Origin of the sequence: Pseudoalteromonas sp. S1608, from assembly GCF_005887265.1 — a bacterium.
In the GTDB taxonomy this organism is placed as follows: Bacteria; Pseudomonadota; Gammaproteobacteria; order Enterobacterales; family Alteromonadaceae; genus Pseudoalteromonas; species Pseudoalteromonas undina.
Genome location: NZ_PNDK01000002.1, coordinates 88,377 through 106,610, shown reverse-complemented (window position 1 = coordinate 106,610; position 18,234 = coordinate 88,377). Strand labels below are relative to the sequence as shown.

The following is an 18,234-nucleotide window of genomic DNA, read 5'->3' as shown; positions in this document are numbered from 1 at the left end:
TACAGTGAACTATAAAAAAACTGGCATTAAGCCAACCTGTTTCATTAACCAATGAGGTATTGCATGAGCGAGAATCATGACAAGTACAGTATTGATAATACGGACTACACCGTAGGTCAAGACAACGTACAAAAGTGGGGATTTGATATACATAACCCTGTATTCGGGATCAGTGCAGGGTTAATAGCACTTTTTTTAATCGCCGTACTAGTGTCAGATGCCGAAGTAGCTAAAACAACACTAAATGGTATCAAAACCGATATTATTAATAATTTTGACGGCTTATTTATGTGGGCTGCCAACTTCTTTGTTATTTTTTGTTTAGTTTTAATTTTTTCACCATATGGCAATATCCGCTTAGGCGGTGACGATGCTAAACCATCGCATTCTCGTATTTCTTGGCTGGCAATGTTATTTGCTGCAGGTATGGGTATTGGCTTAATGTTCTGGGGTGTTGCTGAACCAGTTGCATACTACACTGGTTGGTATGAAACGCCGCTCAATGTAACAGCTAACACACCAGAAGCCGCGAAAATGGCAATGGGTGCAACTATGTTCCATTGGGGTCTTCACCCTTGGGCAATTTATGCTGTAGTTGCGCTTTCGTTAGCATTTTTTACTTACAATAAAGGCTTACCGCTTTCTATTCGTTCGATTTTTTACCCAATTTTAGGTGATAAAGCGTGGGGGTGGCCTGGTCACATAATTGATATTTTAGCTGTATTAGCAACCTTATTTGGTTTAGCAACGTCACTTGGGCTAGGTGCACAACAAGCTTCTGCCGGTATTAATCATGTATTTGGTTTTGAAGGTGGCGTAGGTTCACAAATTCTGGTTATTACAGGTGTTACGTTACTAGCAGTCGTCTCTGTTATTAGAGGCATTGATGGCGGCGTTAAATTACTTAGTAACGTAAATATGCTCATTGCTTTAGTATTACTAGTATTTGTATGTTTAGTTGGTTTTGCGGTCTCTATGGGTAATATCCCTAACACGGTAATGGGGTATGTAGAGAACATTATTCCATTGAGTAACCCACATGGCCGTGAAGATGAAACATGGATGCATGGTTGGACAGTATTCTACTGGGCTTGGTGGATTTCATGGTCACCGTTTGTAGGTATGTTTATTGCGCGTGTTTCGCGTGGTCGCACAATCCGTGAATTTTTAACCGCGGTATTACTTATTCCAACAGCGGTTACTATCCTGTGGATGTCTATCTATGGTGGCATCGCAATTGACCAAGTAGTTAATGGTATTGGTGCTCTTGGGACTGACGGTCTAACAAGTGTCCCTATGGCGATGTTCCAAATGCTTGATGAAATGCCAATGGCGAGTGTGCTTTCTTTCATTGCTATTGTATTAGTACTGGTATTCTTTATTACTTCTTCTGATTCAGGATCACTTGTAATTGATTCAATCACAGCAGGTGGCAAAATTGATGCACCGGTACCACAGCGTATTTTTTGGGCTACTGTTGAGGGCGCAATTGCTGCTGCATTACTTTGGATTGGTGGTACTCAAGCGATTGAAGCACTACAAGCTGGGGCTATTTCAACCGGTCTACCGTTTACCATTGTTTTACTATTAATGTGTGTAAGCTTAATTTTAGGTTTACGAACTGAGCCTCGCCCAGTTAAATAACACCCTACATTAAAAAACGCCGCTAATTGCGGCGTTTTTTTTACTCTATTTTTCCTATAATATTTTATAACGTTTCGCTAAAGCCAAATTTCACTTAGTGGTGTATCTAACCGATAATGATAACTCAGCTGAGCTTGCAGTAATTCTGCGGTGGCTAAAGCGTCAGTCAGTGCATTATGGTTTTGATACAATGGCAAGGAATAACGCTCCCTTGTATCACTTAACCGTAATGAGCCTAGTTTTGTATTAAATAGCCTACCTAGTAGCCCTTGACGCGCTCTAAGCGCTCGCCTTTCAATTTCCATAGTGTCAACTAGAGCAAATTCAATCCCTTCTTTTATACGTGTGAGCAGCGCATTATAAAAAAAGTGGCGCTCAATGGCGGCATAATGCACCACCACCACTTTCCCTTTAAGTGCATCAAGAAGTGGGGCTAAAATTCGATTGAGGTCGGGAGCTTCGTCCACTTCTGAGTGGGTAATACCATGGATAACAATCGACTCTTCACTCAAATCTCGTCGTGGTTGTACTACCCAATGGCGGCTCTCTTTACAGTAAATACGATTAACATTGAAAGGCACTAACCCCACACTAACAATATCATCGGTATTAGCGTCCAGACCTGTTGTTTCAAAATCTAGCGCCACAAAAGGTACATCTTTAAGTGGAGCAGTCTGATTGGTAAATGCCTGCTTATAAAACTCCTTAAGCAACGAGTTTTGCGCACTATGTAAAAGCTGCTCGTAACGACGTGGCCAATCTAACGGTGATTTAGCCATAACTTATTTCACACCTGAATGAGCAGAATAACTAAACTTTAAAAAGCTTTGCGCTTTTTCTAAAATCGCAAAAGCTTCTTTTAAATTACTTTGCTCAAATGGTGAGAGTAAATGCGGGTCTAAATCATTATCGGGCGCTTCCCCCTGCTCTATCTGCCATGCCTGATGGCGAATACGTACAGTGGCAATATATTCAAATGCATCACGCAAATCTTGTGCTTTGCCTTTGGGTAATAAGTTAGCCTCGATAATATCCTCTAAGCGCTCAAACGAATTTTGTTTACGTGAACCGACCGCTAATGCATGAACGCGAACCACATCAGATAGCGGCGCTGTACCACGACGTTTTAAGTTCATTGAGCGCTTATGTTGGCCATTGTGCTCAAGTACAAAGCCGTTAAAAAATCCCAATGGTGGCGTTCGATTGCGAGCATTAGCAGCAAGGTTAGCTAAAAAGCGTTTATTTACTTTGCTTTCTTTTGCCACCAGCGTTTTAAGCTCATCGGCCCACTTTAACTTACCCCACACACCATCTAAGTCAAAAAATATCGAGCTATTGAGCAGTGCTTGCGGTTTGGGCTCGGCCATCCAGCTAGCAAATTTTTCTTGCCATTGTTCGCGGGTCATACGCCATTTTTTAAACGAGGCCATAATTTCACCATCACAATAGGTATAGCCACACTTAGCCAAGCCATCACACACAAAGTCTGATAAGTTTTGAAAATACTCATCGTGCAATGCCTCATCGAAGCTATTATCTAAAATCAGTGCATTATCTTGATCGGTTACAATTAACTGCTCATCACGTGCCATTGAGCCCAGCGCAATAAAACAATAAGGAATGGGCGGCTCGCCAAATTTTTCTTCTGCTAGGGCTAATAGGCGCTGTTTAAAGGTACGTCCTATTACTGCCATAGCGGTCCCTATCATATGCGAATTAGCATCTTCGTTTACCATACGCACAAACACATTAGGTAACTGGCGGGCGTAATGAACTAAGTCATCAACCGATTGCTGAGCTAAAATACCGCGTACTAACAATAAGCTACTTTGTGATTCATAGCGTAAAATATCAGATAGAGATATCACCCCTATTGGTCGCTTTTTATGTACCACAGGCAAGTGATGTAAGTTATCTCTTAGCATGGCTAAAACGGCTTCAAACACATAGGCGTTGCTATCAAGTAGTACTAAGCTTGATGTCATTACTTCTTTGGCGGGTGTATCATATGTTAACCCTTGGGCGACCACTTTAGTGCGAATGTCTCTGTCGGTTATAATTCCAACGACTTGACCGTCGTCTTCTTCTGGATCGTCGCTTATTTGTTTTTCTATATCAGTAACAAGTACTGAAGAGACCGATTCTTGTGTCATCAAAAACGCGACGTCTTGTATGGGGGTTTGTGTAGTAACAGTGACTACATCGCGATGTAATAATGATTTAACTTTTGCGGTGGTTAAATCATTGCTGTCGGCTTGCTCTACTATTGCTTGGTGCAAGCGTACGTTGCCATCCACTTCGAAAAAGTCAGCAAAGGTTTCGTATTTATCACAGTATTCGTTGAAGGTATTAACATTAATACAATACGTTAAGGTATCTTCAAGTGCACGAGCTGGAAACCGCACTTTGCGGTTCATCAATAAACCCATTTGGCCAAAAATACCGCCTGTAGCTAAGCGGTTATAGAGTTCACCATTACGACGTGAAATCTCAACTGAGCCACTACGAATAATATACAAGTCACTAATATCTTGCCCTAAATGCAGGATATCAGTTTCGGCACGAAAGTAAGCAACCTCTATTTGCATTGCTAATTCGTTCAATGCCTCAGTAGGAAGCGTATCAAATGGGGGATGTTCAACTAAAAATTGGGCTATTTCAACTTGCTCGGCCTGCATAGGGAATCCTTGTGGCGTGAATCTAGTTGAATTGTGAGCCTAATTGGCTATTTTTTCAAAGAAAAATAGCCAATTTACGTAAATAGTTAGCGATTAATTATCTACTTGCTCTAACTCCTGCGCTAATTGTTTTGACTCATCGCCGCGAGGGCTGGTAAAACGTGCAAGTCCTAAATAAATCACCGGTGTTAAATAAAGCGTAAACAATACCGCTAATGCTAGTCCACCAAACACCACCCAGCCAATCGCATTGCGCGCCTCAGCACCCGCACCTGTTGACATAATAAGCGGTAATGCACCCAATAAAGTAGAAATTAAGGTCATGGTAATGGGTCGTAGGCGTACCAGTGCAGCTTGTTCAACCGCTTTTCGAACACTAAGCCCGTTATCTCTTAATTGATCAGCAAACTCGACCAATAAAATTGCGTTTTTAGCGATTAAACCAATAAGCATTACCAGACCAATTTGCGAATAAATATTGAGTGATGTGCCGGTTAAATACAGTGCTAAAATAGCGGATGTAATACCAAATGGCACAGTAATCATCACCACAATGGCGCTGTTAACGTTTTCAAATTGTGCTGCCAATACTAAAAATACAATTAAAAATGCCAATACATAGGTCATCAATACTTCGTTTGAGGTCTCTTCAAATGTCAGAGCTTCCCCTTTAAACGCTAGGGTAATACCTGCTGGTAATGATTGCTCAGACACTTGTTTTATTTGCTCTACCAGTGTGGCAATAGTTAAACCTTCGGGTAATTCCATGCTTAATTCTATGGCACGTCGCTGAGCATGGCGCTCAAGCTCTGCAGCTACGCCTTCCTCTGTAATATTAGCGACACTACTGAGCGGTACTAATTGATTATCGCGGGCGCTTACATATAAATTTGCTAAATCACTGGGGTCATTAATGGTTTGATTTTGAGCCTGTAACATAATTGGTATTGACTGATCGCCAATATTTAAATCGGCTATATCGTCGCCATTAATAGCAGCTCTTAGGGTAATGGCTATATCACTTAACGATACACCGAGTTCTTCTGCGCGTCGTCTGTCTATATTGACGCGAAGTTGTGGTTGCGATGGCTGATACGATACGCGAACCGGTGCAACTTCAGGTACTGCTTTTTCAAGATCTGCTGAAAGCTGCTGTGCAGCTTTAAATATTTCAAGGTAATCTTGCCCCAGCAAAGCAATTTCGATTCCGCCACCTTGGCCACGTAAGTTTAAACTATTAGCCCCCCCTGCGTATGCGGGTGCTCCAGGAATATTCATTAAAGGCTGACGGATTTTATTGATGATTTCTTGTTGACTAAAGCTACGTTCATCCCAGTGCTTTAAAGGCACAGTAATGAACACAATATTAGGATCCCACTGACCAACAACCGTGTAAATAGATTCAATTTCACCGCTTTCGACGAAAGGCAGCAAAGTGTCTTCCATTTTAATGGCTTGCCTGTCCATAAAGTTTAAGCCTACGCCATCTGGACCACGAGCAAATATTCTAATTTTACCGCGATCTTCTGTTGGTAGTAACTCGTTATCTAAGCTCATATACAACGCACCTGAACCACCAGCCACTAATAAACAAGCAATAAAGGTAAGCCACGCATGATCGAGTACTTTATGAATTGTTTTGGTATATAAATTAGCAAGTACGTTACCAAGCTTAGCAAATGGATGAAAACCGCCTTGCTTAAGCTTTAGCTTAGAGGTAAGTGCCGGCACTAACGATAACGCAACAAAGCTTGATATGATCACAGCACCGGCAAGAACACCGCCAAACTCTCTGAATAAACGCCCTGCTGTAGAGGGTAAAAAAGCGATGGGAACAAACACAGCTGCTAACACTGCCGTGGTGGCTATAACGGCAAAAAATACTTCACGGGTGCCAACAACCGCTGCGGCACGCCTGCCTAGCCCTAATCCACGTTGGCGTTGAATGTTTTCACTCACTACAATCGCATCATCAACGATTAAACCTGTAGCAAGTACCAATGCGAGTAAGGTTAAAATATTAATGGAAAAACCCAGTGCCCATATCAGTGCTAACGAGCCAATCAAAGCAACCGGAATGGCAAATGCGGGCACTAAGGTTGCGCGCCAAGAACCAATAAACACCCATAAAGTGATGATAACTAGCAGCACTGTCAGCACTAATGAGTTAATAACTTCATCCACTGAACTTCTAATAAACTGCGCATCATCTGATGTTAAGGTAAATTCCATCTGAGGAAAGCGTTCACGCATTCCCTCTATAAGCTTTAGAACTTCATCTGATATTTCTATGGTGTTAGATTGCGCTTGGCGGATAATTTCCATACCAATAACGGGTTTACCATTGAGCCTAACCATAGAGCGTGGATCTGCCGGGCCAAAATATACCGCGGCGATATCGCTAATACGGGTATCACCACGAATGATAATATCACCGACTTGATCTGGTGTGACCGAGGTAGCATCAGCACGCACAATGATTTGCTGATCGTTTGATTTTAAACTTCCTGCAGGCACATCAAAGGGAGCTTGCCTGAGAACGTCAGCAACATCGGGAATAGTTAAATTAAAGCTACTGAGCTTAAGCGGATCTATACGTACTCTAAGCACTCGTTCTCTATCACCGTTTAAGCGCACATCAGCAACACCGGGAATAGTTAAAAACTGTGGTGCTAAGTCAACATCAACTCGCTCGGTTAATGCCTCTAACGATAAACTCTCACTTGATACGGTGAGTGATACGACCGCCTCAGCATCATTATCGGCTTTTATAATAGATACACGCTCAACCTCTTCTGGGAGCTCTCTTTGCACTCGCGAAACTGACTCGCGCGTTTCATTAGCGGCATCATCCAGGTTAACACCAGGTCTAAATTCAACCACAATACGTGAGCTGCCTTCTTCACTTTGTGCACGAATAGATTTAACTCCACTCACACGGGCAACAGCACCTTCAAGTTTGCTGGTGACTTCAGTGTCAACGGTTTCCGGGGAACCACCTGGAAACGAAGCTGATACCGTAATACGCGGCCTATCTACATCAGGAAGCTCTCGCACTTCTACGCCAGCTATAGCGGCGATACCGGCAATAATTATTAATAAATTAAGCACCACAATAAGTACAGGGCGGCGAATTGCCATAGACGGCAAGTCTTGCATCATAGGTTGCTGTTTCATGGCTACTCCTGCGTACTAGCGATAGGTGCAGTAAAGCTTAATTCTTGATTGGCTCGCAAGCGCTGAACGCCTTCAACAACTAACGTATCGTTTGGCTGTAATGCCCCTGATACGAGTAAGCGCCCTGCCAAGCGTTGCTCTATTTTCACATCAACCCGGGTAGCTTTGTTATCGACACTCGTCCACACATATGGACCCGTTGCGCCCCACAGTAGTGCTGCTTCAGGAATAGCGGCAAAGCGTTGACCTAATACTTCTATATGTACTCGAAAACTCATACCCGGTAAGAATTGTTGATCTTTGTTATTTAACTTTGCTTTGACTCTTAAGGTACGAGTTTGTGGGTCTATACGTGAGTCTAAATAAACTATTTCTGCCTCAACAGGCGCTTGCGATTGCCATGGGAACACGCGTACACTAGCATTATTTCTGAGCATCGCAATCGCTGATTCAGGCGCGTTAAAATTAATGTATAACTGGCGGGTATCATCGATGCTAGCAATCATTGTTTGTGTTGTGATTCTGTCACCCACTTCAATGTCAGTCAGCCCCATAGTGCCATTAAAAGGGGCACGGACTTGGCGGTCTTCTAATTCAGTTTCGGCTTGAGTGAGAGTAACTTTTGCAAGCTCCACGATGGTTTTTGCATCATCTACATCACTTTGCGGAACAGCTCCTTTAGCTTGGCTTTGTTTTAAACGTTTTAAAGTTCGCTGACTATCTGCTAATTTTATTTTAGCCTCTTCAAGGGCCGCTTTTTGCCTACGTGAATCTAGCTCAAGTAAAATATCACCTTCTTTAACCTTGTCGCCAGGTTTAAAATGAACCGCTGCTACTTTATCACCTACGGCAGGATATAAAATAACAGAATGGATAGCTTCAGCATTACCAACAGCCTGAACTTGCTGTTGGGCTTGTTCCATAGCGATATTTTCAACGACCACGCTAGCACCAGTTACTGGCAAACTAACCGATAAAAATAAGGCCGTTATGCCCATTAAAAGATTTTGCGACTTCAAAGGATCACCCTAATTAATTATTATTTCCATTATGTTACGCAGTTTAACACCTCTATGATCAATAAATAGCTTAGTACGACAAATTAGCAAAACAACACGCTGAAATTAAACACCCACGTATTTACTACACATTCTTACACCAGCCTACAAAATCACCACATATTTTGTGCGTATTAAACACTATGCTTTGGTCATTAGAGTGAATATACAAACGAGTATTTATGAATAAAAGCATAATTTTAGTTTTACTACTTAGTGGCTGTGCATCACAAGGAGTTGATCGTACTAGTCAAAATCAATTAATTAAACGCTATTATGCATCTGTTGAGTCAGAGCAAAAAGTAACACTTTCCTCAGAAGTTGGAACAGGCATAGCTGCGGGAGCGGGTTTTGGCTTTGTTGACAGCTTAGATGGCAACAGCGAAGAAATGATTGGTGGCGCTATTGTCGGCGGTTTAGTTGGAGGGTTATTTACTGCATTATTTGAGGGAGGTAATACGGCTTATCAGTATAACTTATACGCTGCTGATGAAGGTGAATTTACGGTTATTCAAAAGAAAAAACTCGATAAAAACACAGAATGTGTTCTTGTAAATTCAGCTAATAAAATTACACTTACGCCGATAGATAAAAGTTATTGTATTCGTTGATTAAGCTCAAAGTGAGTATCAAACCTTTAAGCTGCTAAGCAATTTAGCTCGCTATTTATAAATTACTTTTAAATAAAAAACCTCAGTATTTACTGAGGTTTTTTAATGAATAAATAAACGCGTGGTATTATTTATTTCGTTGTGCGTCTTTTTGCGCTTTTTTTGCTTCTTTACGTTGCTGTAAAGCAGCTTGTGCTTCGTTACCAATGTGGCCTTCACCGCGTGCTTGTGCCAATTCTATTTGCTTTTGACGCTCAGCAAAACGAGCGCGCTGCTCGTCGGTTACATCATCAATACAATGATGACACGACACCCCTTCCATGTATTCAGGCTTTTGTTTTTCTTCTTCTGTGATAGGCATCCGACATGCGTGACACTGATCATATGAGCCTTTTTGTAAGTCATGATTTACCGCGACACGGTTATCAAATACAAAACACTCGCCTTCCCACATGGTTTCTTCTTTTGGTACTTCTTCTAGATATTTTAATATGCCGCCTTCAAGGTGGTATACCTCATCAAAGCCCTGCTCTTTCATATAAGCTGTTGATTTTTCACAGCGAATACCACCTGTACAAAACATAGCTACTTTTTTATGCTTTTCTGGGTCGAGATTTTCTTTGGCCCACTGCGGAAATTCGCGGAACGTCTTCGTGTTTGGATCGACCGCGTTTTGAAACGTACCAATTTCAATTTCATAATCATTTCGGGTATCAACAAGGATAACCTCTGGATCAGAAATAAGGGCGTTCCATTCATTTGGCTTAACATAACTGCCCACTACTTTTAATGGGTCAACGCCCTCAACACCCATAGTCACGATTTCTTTTTTAAGTTTTACTTTAGTGCGGTAAAACGGGCATTCGTCATCATATGATTCTTTAGTAACAATATTGTCTAAATTAGGCTGGGTGTCTAACCACGCCAGTAAGTTATCTATGCCTTCACGTTTTGCTGAAACAGTACCGTTAATTCCTTCTGCGGCAATTAACAAAGTACCACGCACGTCGTTTTGCTCCATTACATTAAGTAAAGGTTGGCGAAGTGCTTCAAAATCAGGTAAAGAAACAAATTTATACAGTGCGCACACAACAAAGTGATCGCTGGTTACATTATCTTTATGGATAGCAGTCATGGTTTTCCTATTTTGCCTTTAAACCCCGCAAGGGGCGTTTACCGAATCGTAAATCCGGCGCATATGGGGCGCGTATTTTACGCTTTTTTTATTTAAATGCAAAAAAATGGATGATAATGCGCTTTTTACTGTTAGCGTAGTGGCTCAGTGGGCTATAATGCGCGGATAAATTTACAAGACTTGCTCATATTGGAGAAATATACATTGCACTTTACTGATCTTGGGATTGATACTCGCCTAGAAACACAATTAGCGCACCAAGGGATCACCCAGCCTACCGATATTCAAGCTCATGCTGTGCCAACGGCACTCGCTGGACATGACATTTTCGCTCAGTCAAAAACTGGGTCAGGCAAAACTTTAGCGTTTTTATTACCTGCAGTGCAGCGAGTAATGAAACAAAAAGCACTCAGTAAACGTGATCCTCGTGTACTTATTGTTGCTCCAACTCGTGAGCTTGCAACCCAAGTGTTCACCCAACTACGATTACTTATTGCCGGTACCAATATCAAGGCAGTTAAAATTCTCGGTGGTGAAAACTTTAACGACCAAATTAAAGCACTGCGCAACGACCCACATTTTGTGGTTGCTACACCAGGGCGCTTAGCCGATCACTTAAAGCAACGCTCTTTACAGTTAAGTGGCTTAGAGCTACTTATATTTGATGAAGCTGACCGTATCTTGGATTTAGGTTTCACCGACCAGCTTAAGTTAATTAATGAACTGGCAGATCACCGATTACGCCAGACCCTATTGTTTTCAGCGACATTAGATCATGCTCAAGTAGATGCCCTTTCGCGTAATTTATTAAAAAAACCAAAACAAATTATGCTCAGTGCAGCCAATGAGCAACACAGTGATATTAAACAAACATTGTATTTAGCCGATCATCTTGATCATAAAGAAGCGCTACTTGAGCATTTTCTTAATCAAGACAATGTAGGGCAATGTATTATATTCACCGCTACACGTGCTGATACCAGTCGCTTAAGCGAGGCATTAAATAGTAAAGGCTTTAAGTCTGTCGCACTAGCCGGGGATTTAACTCAAAGTAAGCGCCTAGATATTATGGATGCGTTTAGTCGTGAGAACTTTAAAATATTAATTACTACTGATGTTGCATCTCGCGGTTTAGATTTACTCAGTGTTACCCATGTTATTAATTTTGATCTACCAAAACACGCTGAAGAATACGTTCACCGTATTGGTCGCACAGGCCGAGCTGGTTTTAAAGGCAACGCGCTATCATTTGTTGGTCCTAAAGATTGGGCAAGTTACTTAGCAATTAAGTCATTTTTAAATGACGAACTGTCGTTTGCGGTGGTTGATGGTTTAAAAGCGAAATTTAAAGGCATCAAAGAGAAAAAAGTGACGCCAGTTAAACCGATTAAAAAAGTAGTGGCTGACAAAAAACCACAGCAAAAACGCAAAGCAAAACCTAAAAAGCCAGCAGCCCCAATTAAAGCACCACTCAACATTGATGGTGATACCCCGATGCGTCGTAAAAAAAAGCCTGAGCAGGAATAATTATGAGTTACCTTGGAACTACCCAAACCCTATTTGTAAAAGAAGTCAGTAACGAAGGTGCCTATTTAGATGGCCATGACTTAGGTGAAGTATTTTTACCTAAACACGAGATTAAACATGAACTTGAAGCTGGCGATAGCATCAGCGTTTTTACCTTTTTAGATAACGCAAACCTGCCAACAGCAACAACTAAAAAACCACACGCACAAGTCGGTGAATATGCCCTACTGCGCGTTAAAGAAATAAACAGCATTGGTGCTTTTTTAGATTGGGGTTTAGAAAAAGACGTGCTTGCACCGTTTAATGAACAAAAACCGCGTATGCAAGAAGGTTACTCGTATTTAGTACGTTTATATCTTGATAATGCTAGTCAACGAATTTGTGCTTCAACCAACTTTAATCGCTTTTTATCAAAAGACGAGCCGCAATATAGCCACTTGCAAGAAGTTGATTTAATTGTGGCAGGTAAAACCGATATCGGCTACAAAGTACTTATTGAAGAATCTCATTTTGGTGTTGTATTTTACAACATGGTATTTAAAAACCTATTTGTTGGCCAAAAGCTCAAAGGGTTTATTCAAAAAGTACGTGAAGACGGAAAAATTGACGTCATACTTGAAAAGCCAGGTATGGGTAAAGTCAGTGAACTTGGCGAAAAAATTATGGAAAAACTAAAAGATGAAGGTGGCATATTAGCCATAGGCGATAAGTCTGAACCTGAATTAATTAAAAAAGTATTTTCGACCAGTAAAGCAAACTACAAAAAAGCCATTGGTGGGTTATTTAAACAAGGCTTAATTGATATTGAAGCTAAGTCTATTCGTTTAAAATAATTCAATAAAAAAGCCACCTAGGTATAAACTTAGGTGGCTTTTTCGGATTTAAAATTTATAACTTAATGTTTTTGTAAGGTAAGGTACAACGTGAATATTGATTTGAATATTCAATTAATTCTTTCTTAGACGTCATATTTAACGGCGCTAATCTAAAAACTTTTTTTGTACACTCATTCTGCATTTCATCGTGTACATCAACACACTCTTTGCTACTTATATTAAGTCCAGCTAAAACACCTTCATTTGTATAGCACAAATGCTGAGCATAATTTTGAGCGATTTTTTTAAACTTAAACAAATCAACGGGGTAATCAGATACCAAATCAGTAACATTCGAAACATCATCATACATTTTAGTTGAAAAAACATATTTATTAACAGCAAAGCCACTAATGATAATTACCACTACAAACATTATTAAACGCAAAGTTAGTTCCTCACTGCATAGCCGTAATTAAATGTAGCACAAACAAAAAGAGTTGTAATAAACTCCTTATAATTATGCAAACTTTAAGTTTAAGCTATTGATTTATTTACATCACTCAATACTTGCACCGGGTTTTGTGCCTGAGTAATAGGACGCCCTATTACTAGGTAGTCACTGCCAGCTTCAATGGCTTCTTTAGGTGTCATAATACGTTTTTGATCGCCCGCATCACTACCAGCAGGACGAATACCTGGGGTGACTAGTTTAAATTCTCTGCCTAAAGCTGCTTTTAAACTTTGTGCTTCTTGTGCTGAACACACTACACCATCAAGCCCTGCTTGTTTGGTTAGTTTTGCTAAGTGCATCACTTGCTCTTGTGGTGATTTACTAATGCCTAAACGTTTAAGCTCTGCTTCATCCATGCTGGTTAAAACGGTCACTGCAATCAATAATGGGGCTTTATCGCCAAACTGCTCAAGTGCCTGCTTAGCTTTATGCATCATTTCAAAACCACCACTTGCATGAACATTAACCATCCACACGCCCATTTTAGCTGCAGCAGTTACTGCTTTAGCAACAGTATTTGGAATATCGTGGAACTTTAAATCTAAGAATACATCAAAACCTAAATCAACCAGCTCTTTAACAAATGCAGGGCCAAAATAAGTGAACATTTCTTTACCCACTTTTAATCGACAGGTATCCGGTGATAACTGTTTAACAAAAGCTAAAGCAGTTTGCTGATCATCATAATCAAGAGCGATAAGAATTTTTTTTGATTGTTCGAAAGACATAACTATCCTACTAGTGAGCGAAAAGTATAAAGATTAAAATCCGTCTAAGCCTCTGCTAGGCACAATGGTTTCCCAATGTTTACACGAAGGGCAATTCCAATAAATGGTGTAACTTGTAAAGCCACAATGCTGACATTGAAAGTCAGGCTTAGTAGCAATATATGAGGTAACAAGTTTATCTATTTGATTAAGCACATCTTTTGTATTTTTATTTTCGGCGCTCATTAACTGTAATAAAAAACTAAAACCACGAATTGTGGGCTGACGTTTTAAACTATCAGTTAAAAACTCAAAGGCTTGTTCTGTGTGGCCTTGCTCAAGCAACGCTTGGCTGTGCTGTATTTTTATCATTACTCCACCTTTTTCTAATAACTCAGCAACGAGTTCATGAAACTGATGGGTTAATTTTAGTTGCTTATAACTATGCGCTAACTTATCAATAAATAATGGCGCAAAAAAGGTAAATTGGCAGATAAGTTCTCGCCAATAATAAATTGCTTTAACGTAATCCTCTTTTGTATAGGCAGACAAACCGAGTTCATATAGAGGTCTGATTGTTTTAAAGTTTAAGCTAATAGCTTTGCGCATAAGTTGAGGGTTATTACTGGCAATAGCATGTTCACAGTAAAAGTTTGCGATGGCTTTGAAGTGTTGCTCTTTTGAAAAAAGCTCAGTATGCGCTTCAAACATATTAATGCCATTTTCCCATTCACGGGTCTGTGAATATAAGGAGATAATTGGCTCAAGAGCATCTTCATGGTTATTTTTTACCAGCCATATTAAATGTTCTTCTGCGCTATCGAGTAAACCTGCCATGATATAGTCTTCGGCTAATTCTAACCGGCTATTGGCAGCTTGTTTCTCGTTAAGGCTTGGGTGTTTTAATAGCAATTCATGAATTTTTATTGCGCGGTCGAGCTCACCACGGCGGCGAAACATAGTGGCTAAGGTAGAATAGTGTTCTACAGAGTCAGCAGCTACTTCGAGCAAATTAATTAAATGCTCAAGCCCCTGATCTTCTTCTCTGTCTAGTAAAAACTTTAAGCCTTTACTGTATTCAGAAGTAATTTGACGATTAAATTGATGAGCCTGATTTTTCGCACTGTTTTTCCCCATGATCCAGCCATAACCGGCGGCAACAGGAAGCAGTAAAAACAACAGCTCAATCATAATTAGGTATCTTTGTTGGCAATACGCTTTTTATTATCTTTTTCAGGCGTTAATTGCTTTTTTAAACGGTAATTTTGCCACTTTAATTGCGTAAACAATTTAAAGCTCACAAAGCAACCCACTACAACACCTAACAAAAAGCAGATACTTATTATAACGGCTAAAGGTAATGTATTACTGGCTATTATGTAGTTAATTTGTGTTAATTGTGGATTTTGCGAACCCAATACAAATGCACCAATTAAAAATAGTGCTGCCAGAATAATTTTTAATACCTTGAACAAGTAACTACTCCAATAAGTTTACTAAGCAATGCTCTCGTTTACACGGTCACGTAGTTCTTTGCCTGGCTTAAAATGAGGTACATGTTTACCATCTAACTCTACAGTTTCACCTGTTTTAGGATTTCGACCTGTACGAGGCGCACGGTAATGCAAAGAGAAACTTCCAAAACCTCGGATCTCAATACGATCTGAAGAAGATAATGAGCCGGCCATTTGTTCAAGAATTTCTTTAACAGCGTTCTCAACATCTTTAACAGGAATATGTGAATGTTGTTCAGCAAGTGTTTCTATCAGTTCTGACTTAGTCATAGCGTTTCCTTAAAAAGAAATAGTGGAAGGGCATAAACTGCCCTTCCAATTAAAAGACTATAATTAATTAGTCTTTTTGTGCATTTGCGAAAGCAGCTGCCATTGCGTTTTCGAACACTGGCTCTTCTTTCTTAAGCTTCTCTAGTACTTCTTTCTCTTCTGCTTCGAAAAGAGCTTTAACAGATAAGCTTAAAGTGCGGTTCTTACGATCAACACCAACGTATTTAACTTCGATTTCGTCGCCTACAGAAACAACAGTAGTTGCATCTTCAACGCGCTCTTGAGCGATATCAGCTACACGGATGTAACCTTCAACGCCTTCGATAAGTTCAACAGTTGCGCCTTTCGCATCAACTTCAGTCACTTTACCTTTAACAATAGCACCTTTTTTGTTTGCATCAAGGTAGTTATTGAATGGGTCAGCTTCGATTTGCTTAACACCTAGAGAGATACGTTCACGCTCTGGGTCAACTTGCAATACGATAGCAGTGATTTCGTCGCCTTTCTTGAATTCACGTACAGCTTCTTCGCCAGGTGTATTCCAAGAAATGTCTGAAAGGTGTACAAGACCATCAATACCACCGTCAAGACCGATAAAGATACCGAAGTCAGTGATTGATTTGATCTTACCAGTAACTTGGTCGCCTTTGTTTTGTAGACGAGCAAATTCCTGCCAAGGATTAGCAATACATTGCTTAAGACCAAGAGAAATACGACGACGTTCTTCGTCGATTTCAAGAACCATAACTTCAACAGTGTCACCAAGTGAAACAACTTTTGAAGGGTGGATGTTCTTGTTAGTCCAATCCATTTCAGAAACGTGTACTAGACCTTCAACGCCTTCTTCGATTTCTACGAAGCAACCGTAATCAGTAAGGTTAGTTACACGACCAGAAAGTTTAGAACCTTCTGGGTAACGACCAGCGATAGCTGCCCATGGATCTTCGCCAAGCTGTTTAAGACCTAGAGATACACGAGTTTTATCTTTGTCGAATTTAAGAACTTTAACTGCGATTTCGTCGCCAACATTAACGATTTCTGAAGGGTGCTTAACACGCTTCCACGCCATGTCAGTAATGTGTAGTAGACCATCAACACCACCAAGGTCAACGAATGCACCGTAGTCAGTAAGGTTCTTAACGATACCTTTAACTTCTTGACCTTCAACAAGGTTAGCAAGAAGCTCTTCACGTTCTTGTGAGTTTTCTGATTCGATAACTGCACGACGTGAAACAACAACGTTGTTACGTTTTTGATCAAGCTTGATTACTTTAAATTCAAGCTCTTTGCCTTCAAGGTGAGTTGTGTCACGTACTGGACGAACATCAACAAGTGAACCAGGTAGGAAAGCACGGATTGAATCAACTTCAACAGTGAAACCGCCTTTAACTTTACCGTTGATAACACCAGTAACAGTCTCTTGCTCTTCACATGCTTTCTCAAGACGGATCCACGCTTCGTGACGCTTCGCTTTCTCACGAGAAAGGATAGTTTCACCGAAACCGTCTTCGATTGCATCTAGTGCAACATCTACTTCGTCGCCAACAGCAACTTCTAGTTCACCAGCAGCATTTTTGAACTGCTCTGCAGGGATAGCACTTTCTGATTTAAGACCAGCATCTACAAGTACAATGTTGTTCTCGATTGAGATTACTGTACCTTTAACGATAGAGCCTTGCTCTGCTTCAAAACCCTTTAAGCTTTCTTCAAATAACTGCGCAAAATTTTCTGACATACGAATATACGTCTCATATATTAATACCAATAAGCAACCATGCTGCATGGGGTTGTTAAAATAGCACTGGCGTCCTGCTGGTGCATAAAATGTGTTTAGCTTCGTTTAGGAAGCTTACCTTCAGAGATGCTTGAATCTAATAAAGTTATAACTTTATCAAAGACTTGCTGTGCGTTGAGTTCGCTAGTATCAAGCTCAATCGCATCCTCTGCAGGTACAAGCGGCGCAACGGCGCGATTCATATCGCGATCATCACGTGCTTGAATGTCTTGTAATAGACCACTTAGTGTAACATCAAGCCCGCGCTCATTCAACTCAACAAAACGTCTGCGAGCACGTTCTTCTGCGCTTGCGGTTAGAAATATCTTTAATGGCGCATCAGGAAACACAACAGTGCCCATATCGCGACCATCAGCAATTAAGCCATTTTCAGTTCTAAACGCACGCTGGCGACGAAGTAACGCTTCACGAACTCGTGGCAATGCCGCCACTTTAGACGCTGCAGCTCCCACTTCTTCATTTCGAATAGTGGTTGTTACGTCTTCGCCTTCTAAAATAATCTTTCCTGCATTAGTGTCACTGTCTATCAAAAACTGCACATCAAGATTTGCAGCTAATGGAACAAGTGCTTCTTCGTTATCTAACGCAATTTGGTGATGAAGTGCTGCAAGTGAAAGTACGCGATAAATTGCACCGCTATCTAACACATCCCAGCCTAATTTTTCAGCCAATAAGCGACAAACAGTTCCTTTACCAGAACCACTTGGGCCATCTACGGTGATTACGGGCATTAATAACGCCGGCATTTAAAACCTCCTTCAATGCACACCAAAATAAACCGCCACATTA

The 18,234-nt window shown here is 40.7% G+C and carries 16 protein-coding genes; 4 read left to right on the top strand and 12 right to left on the bottom strand.

Going from position 1 to position 18,234, the window contains the following annotated elements; translation table 11 throughout:
* Positions 1-63: 63 nt before the first annotated feature.
* Positions 64-1,644, top strand: a complete 1,581-nt coding sequence (locus tag CWB75_RS00785) for a BCCT family transporter (RefSeq protein WP_010389940.1) — start codon at positions 64-66, stop codon at positions 1,642-1,644.
* A gap of 77 nt (positions 1,645-1,721) precedes the next feature.
* Here CWB75_RS00785 and CWB75_RS00780 read toward each other — a convergent pair whose 3' ends face one another.
* From CWB75_RS00780 to CWB75_RS00765, 4 genes are all read right to left on the bottom strand, one after another.
* Complete coding sequence (locus CWB75_RS00780; RefSeq protein WP_109874671.1) at positions 1,722-2,423, bottom strand: 3'-5' exonuclease; 702 nt, start codon at positions 2,421-2,423, stop codon at positions 1,722-1,724.
* 3 nt (positions 2,424-2,426) lie between these two features.
* Positions 2,427-4,322, bottom strand: coding sequence for a DUF294 nucleotidyltransferase-like domain-containing protein (locus CWB75_RS00775; RefSeq protein WP_010389938.1), 1,896 nt, complete (start codon positions 4,320-4,322; stop codon positions 2,427-2,429).
* 93 nt (positions 4,323-4,415) lie between these two features.
* Entirely contained in the window at positions 4,416-7,499 is a 3,084-nt protein-coding gene (locus CWB75_RS00770; protein WP_138569621.1) for an efflux RND transporter permease subunit, read from the bottom strand.
* Between the two features lie 2 nt (positions 7,500-7,501).
* Positions 7,502-8,518: an efflux RND transporter periplasmic adaptor subunit gene (locus CWB75_RS00765; protein WP_502704776.1), complete on the bottom strand. Its 1,017-nt coding sequence runs from the start codon at positions 8,516-8,518 to the stop codon at positions 7,502-7,504.
* A 221-nt stretch (positions 8,519-8,739) separates the two neighbouring features.
* Here CWB75_RS00765 and CWB75_RS00760 point away from each other — a divergent pair, with 221 nt between their 5' ends.
* Positions 8,740-9,168, top strand: coding sequence for a hypothetical protein (locus CWB75_RS00760; RefSeq protein ID WP_010389934.1), 429 nt, complete (start codon positions 8,740-8,742; stop codon positions 9,166-9,168).
* Positions 9,169-9,295: 127 nt separating this feature from the next.
* Here the strand turns inward: CWB75_RS00760 and trhO are convergent, their stop codons facing one another.
* Complete coding sequence (gene trhO / locus CWB75_RS00755) at positions 9,296-10,303, bottom strand: oxygen-dependent tRNA uridine(34) hydroxylase TrhO (RefSeq protein ID WP_075169263.1); 1,008 nt, start codon at positions 10,301-10,303, stop codon at positions 9,296-9,298.
* A 204-nt stretch (positions 10,304-10,507) separates the two neighbouring features.
* On the opposite strand from trhO, the gene CWB75_RS00750 reads away from it, so the two are divergent.
* Together CWB75_RS00750 and CWB75_RS00745 are read left to right on the top strand one after the other, a co-directional pair.
* Positions 10,508-11,830 carry a DEAD/DEAH box helicase gene (locus CWB75_RS00750; protein ID WP_010389932.1) on the top strand — a complete coding sequence of 441 codons (1,323 nt, stop codon included), beginning with the start codon at positions 10,508-10,510 and terminating at the stop codon, positions 11,828-11,830.
* A gap of 2 nt (positions 11,831-11,832) precedes the next feature.
* The gene (locus CWB75_RS00745; protein ID WP_010389931.1) at positions 11,833-12,663 is read left to right on the top strand and encodes a CvfB family protein; all 831 of its coding nucleotides are present in this window, start codon (positions 11,833-11,835) and stop codon (positions 12,661-12,663) included.
* A 55-nt stretch (positions 12,664-12,718) separates the two neighbouring features.
* Here the strand turns inward: CWB75_RS00745 and CWB75_RS00740 are convergent, their stop codons facing one another.
* The 7 genes from CWB75_RS00740 to cmk form a co-directional block, all read right to left on the bottom strand.
* Complete coding sequence (locus CWB75_RS00740) at positions 12,719-13,093, bottom strand: hypothetical protein (protein WP_010389930.1); 375 nt, start codon at positions 13,091-13,093, stop codon at positions 12,719-12,721.
* An 89-nt stretch (positions 13,094-13,182) separates the two neighbouring features.
* A complete protein-coding gene (gene pyrF, locus CWB75_RS00735) occupies positions 13,183-13,887 on the bottom strand; it encodes an orotidine-5'-phosphate decarboxylase (RefSeq protein ID WP_138569620.1) in 705 nt (234 codons plus the stop codon).
* Between the two features lie 33 nt (positions 13,888-13,920).
* Positions 13,921-15,057: a lipopolysaccharide assembly protein LapB gene (gene lapB, locus CWB75_RS00730; protein WP_138569619.1), complete on the bottom strand. Its 1,137-nt coding sequence runs from the start codon at positions 15,055-15,057 to the stop codon at positions 13,921-13,923.
* Positions 15,058-15,059: 2 nt separating this feature from the next.
* Positions 15,060-15,341, bottom strand: coding sequence for a lipopolysaccharide assembly protein LapA domain-containing protein (locus CWB75_RS00725; protein WP_008114742.1), 282 nt, complete (start codon positions 15,339-15,341; stop codon positions 15,060-15,062).
* Positions 15,342-15,362: 21 nt separating this feature from the next.
* Positions 15,363-15,650: an integration host factor subunit beta gene (gene ihfB / locus CWB75_RS00720; RefSeq protein ID WP_008114744.1), complete on the bottom strand. Its 288-nt coding sequence runs from the start codon at positions 15,648-15,650 to the stop codon at positions 15,363-15,365.
* 67 nt (positions 15,651-15,717) lie between these two features.
* Complete coding sequence (gene rpsA, locus CWB75_RS00715) at positions 15,718-17,385, bottom strand: 30S ribosomal protein S1 (protein ID WP_002961176.1); 1,668 nt, start codon at positions 17,383-17,385, stop codon at positions 15,718-15,720.
* Positions 17,386-17,480: 95 nt separating this feature from the next.
* Positions 17,481-18,191, bottom strand: a complete 711-nt coding sequence (gene cmk, locus CWB75_RS00710) for a (d)CMP kinase (protein WP_010389925.1) — start codon at positions 18,189-18,191, stop codon at positions 17,481-17,483.
* Positions 18,192-18,234: the final 43 nt, after the last annotated feature.

Coding starts and splice junctions, on each gene's coding strand:
- pyrF (WP_138569620.1), bottom strand. CDS start 13,887: ATGTCTTTCGAACAATCAAAAAAAATTCTTATCGCTCTTGATTATGAT.
- CWB75_RS00760 (WP_010389934.1), top strand. CDS start 8,740: ATGAATAAAAGCATAATTTTAGTTTTACTACTTAGTGGCTGTGCATCA.
- CWB75_RS00785 (WP_010389940.1), top strand. CDS start 64: ATGAGCGAGAATCATGACAAGTACAGTATTGATAATACGGACTACACC.
- CWB75_RS00775 (WP_010389938.1), bottom strand. CDS start 4,322: ATGCAGGCCGAGCAAGTTGAAATAGCCCAATTTTTAGTTGAACATCCC.
- lapB (WP_138569619.1), bottom strand. CDS start 15,057: ATGATTGAGCTGTTGTTTTTACTGCTTCCTGTTGCCGCCGGTTATGGC.
- CWB75_RS00780 (WP_109874671.1), bottom strand. CDS start 2,423: ATGGCTAAATCACCGTTAGATTGGCCACGTCGTTACGAGCAGCTTTTA.
- CWB75_RS00770 (WP_138569621.1), bottom strand. CDS start 7,499: ATGAAACAGCAACCTATGATGCAAGACTTGCCGTCTATGGCAATTCGC.
- cmk (WP_010389925.1), bottom strand. CDS start 18,191: ATGCCGGCGTTATTAATGCCCGTAATCACCGTAGATGGCCCAAGTGGT.
- trhO (WP_075169263.1), bottom strand. CDS start 10,303: ATGACTGCTATCCATAAAGATAATGTAACCAGCGATCACTTTGTTGTG.
- CWB75_RS00745 (WP_010389931.1), top strand. CDS start 11,833: ATGAGTTACCTTGGAACTACCCAAACCCTATTTGTAAAAGAAGTCAGT.
- rpsA (WP_002961176.1), bottom strand. CDS start 17,385: ATGTCAGAAAATTTTGCGCAGTTATTTGAAGAAAGCTTAAAGGGTTTT.
- ihfB (WP_008114744.1), bottom strand. CDS start 15,650: ATGACTAAGTCAGAACTGATAGAAACACTTGCTGAACAACATTCACAT.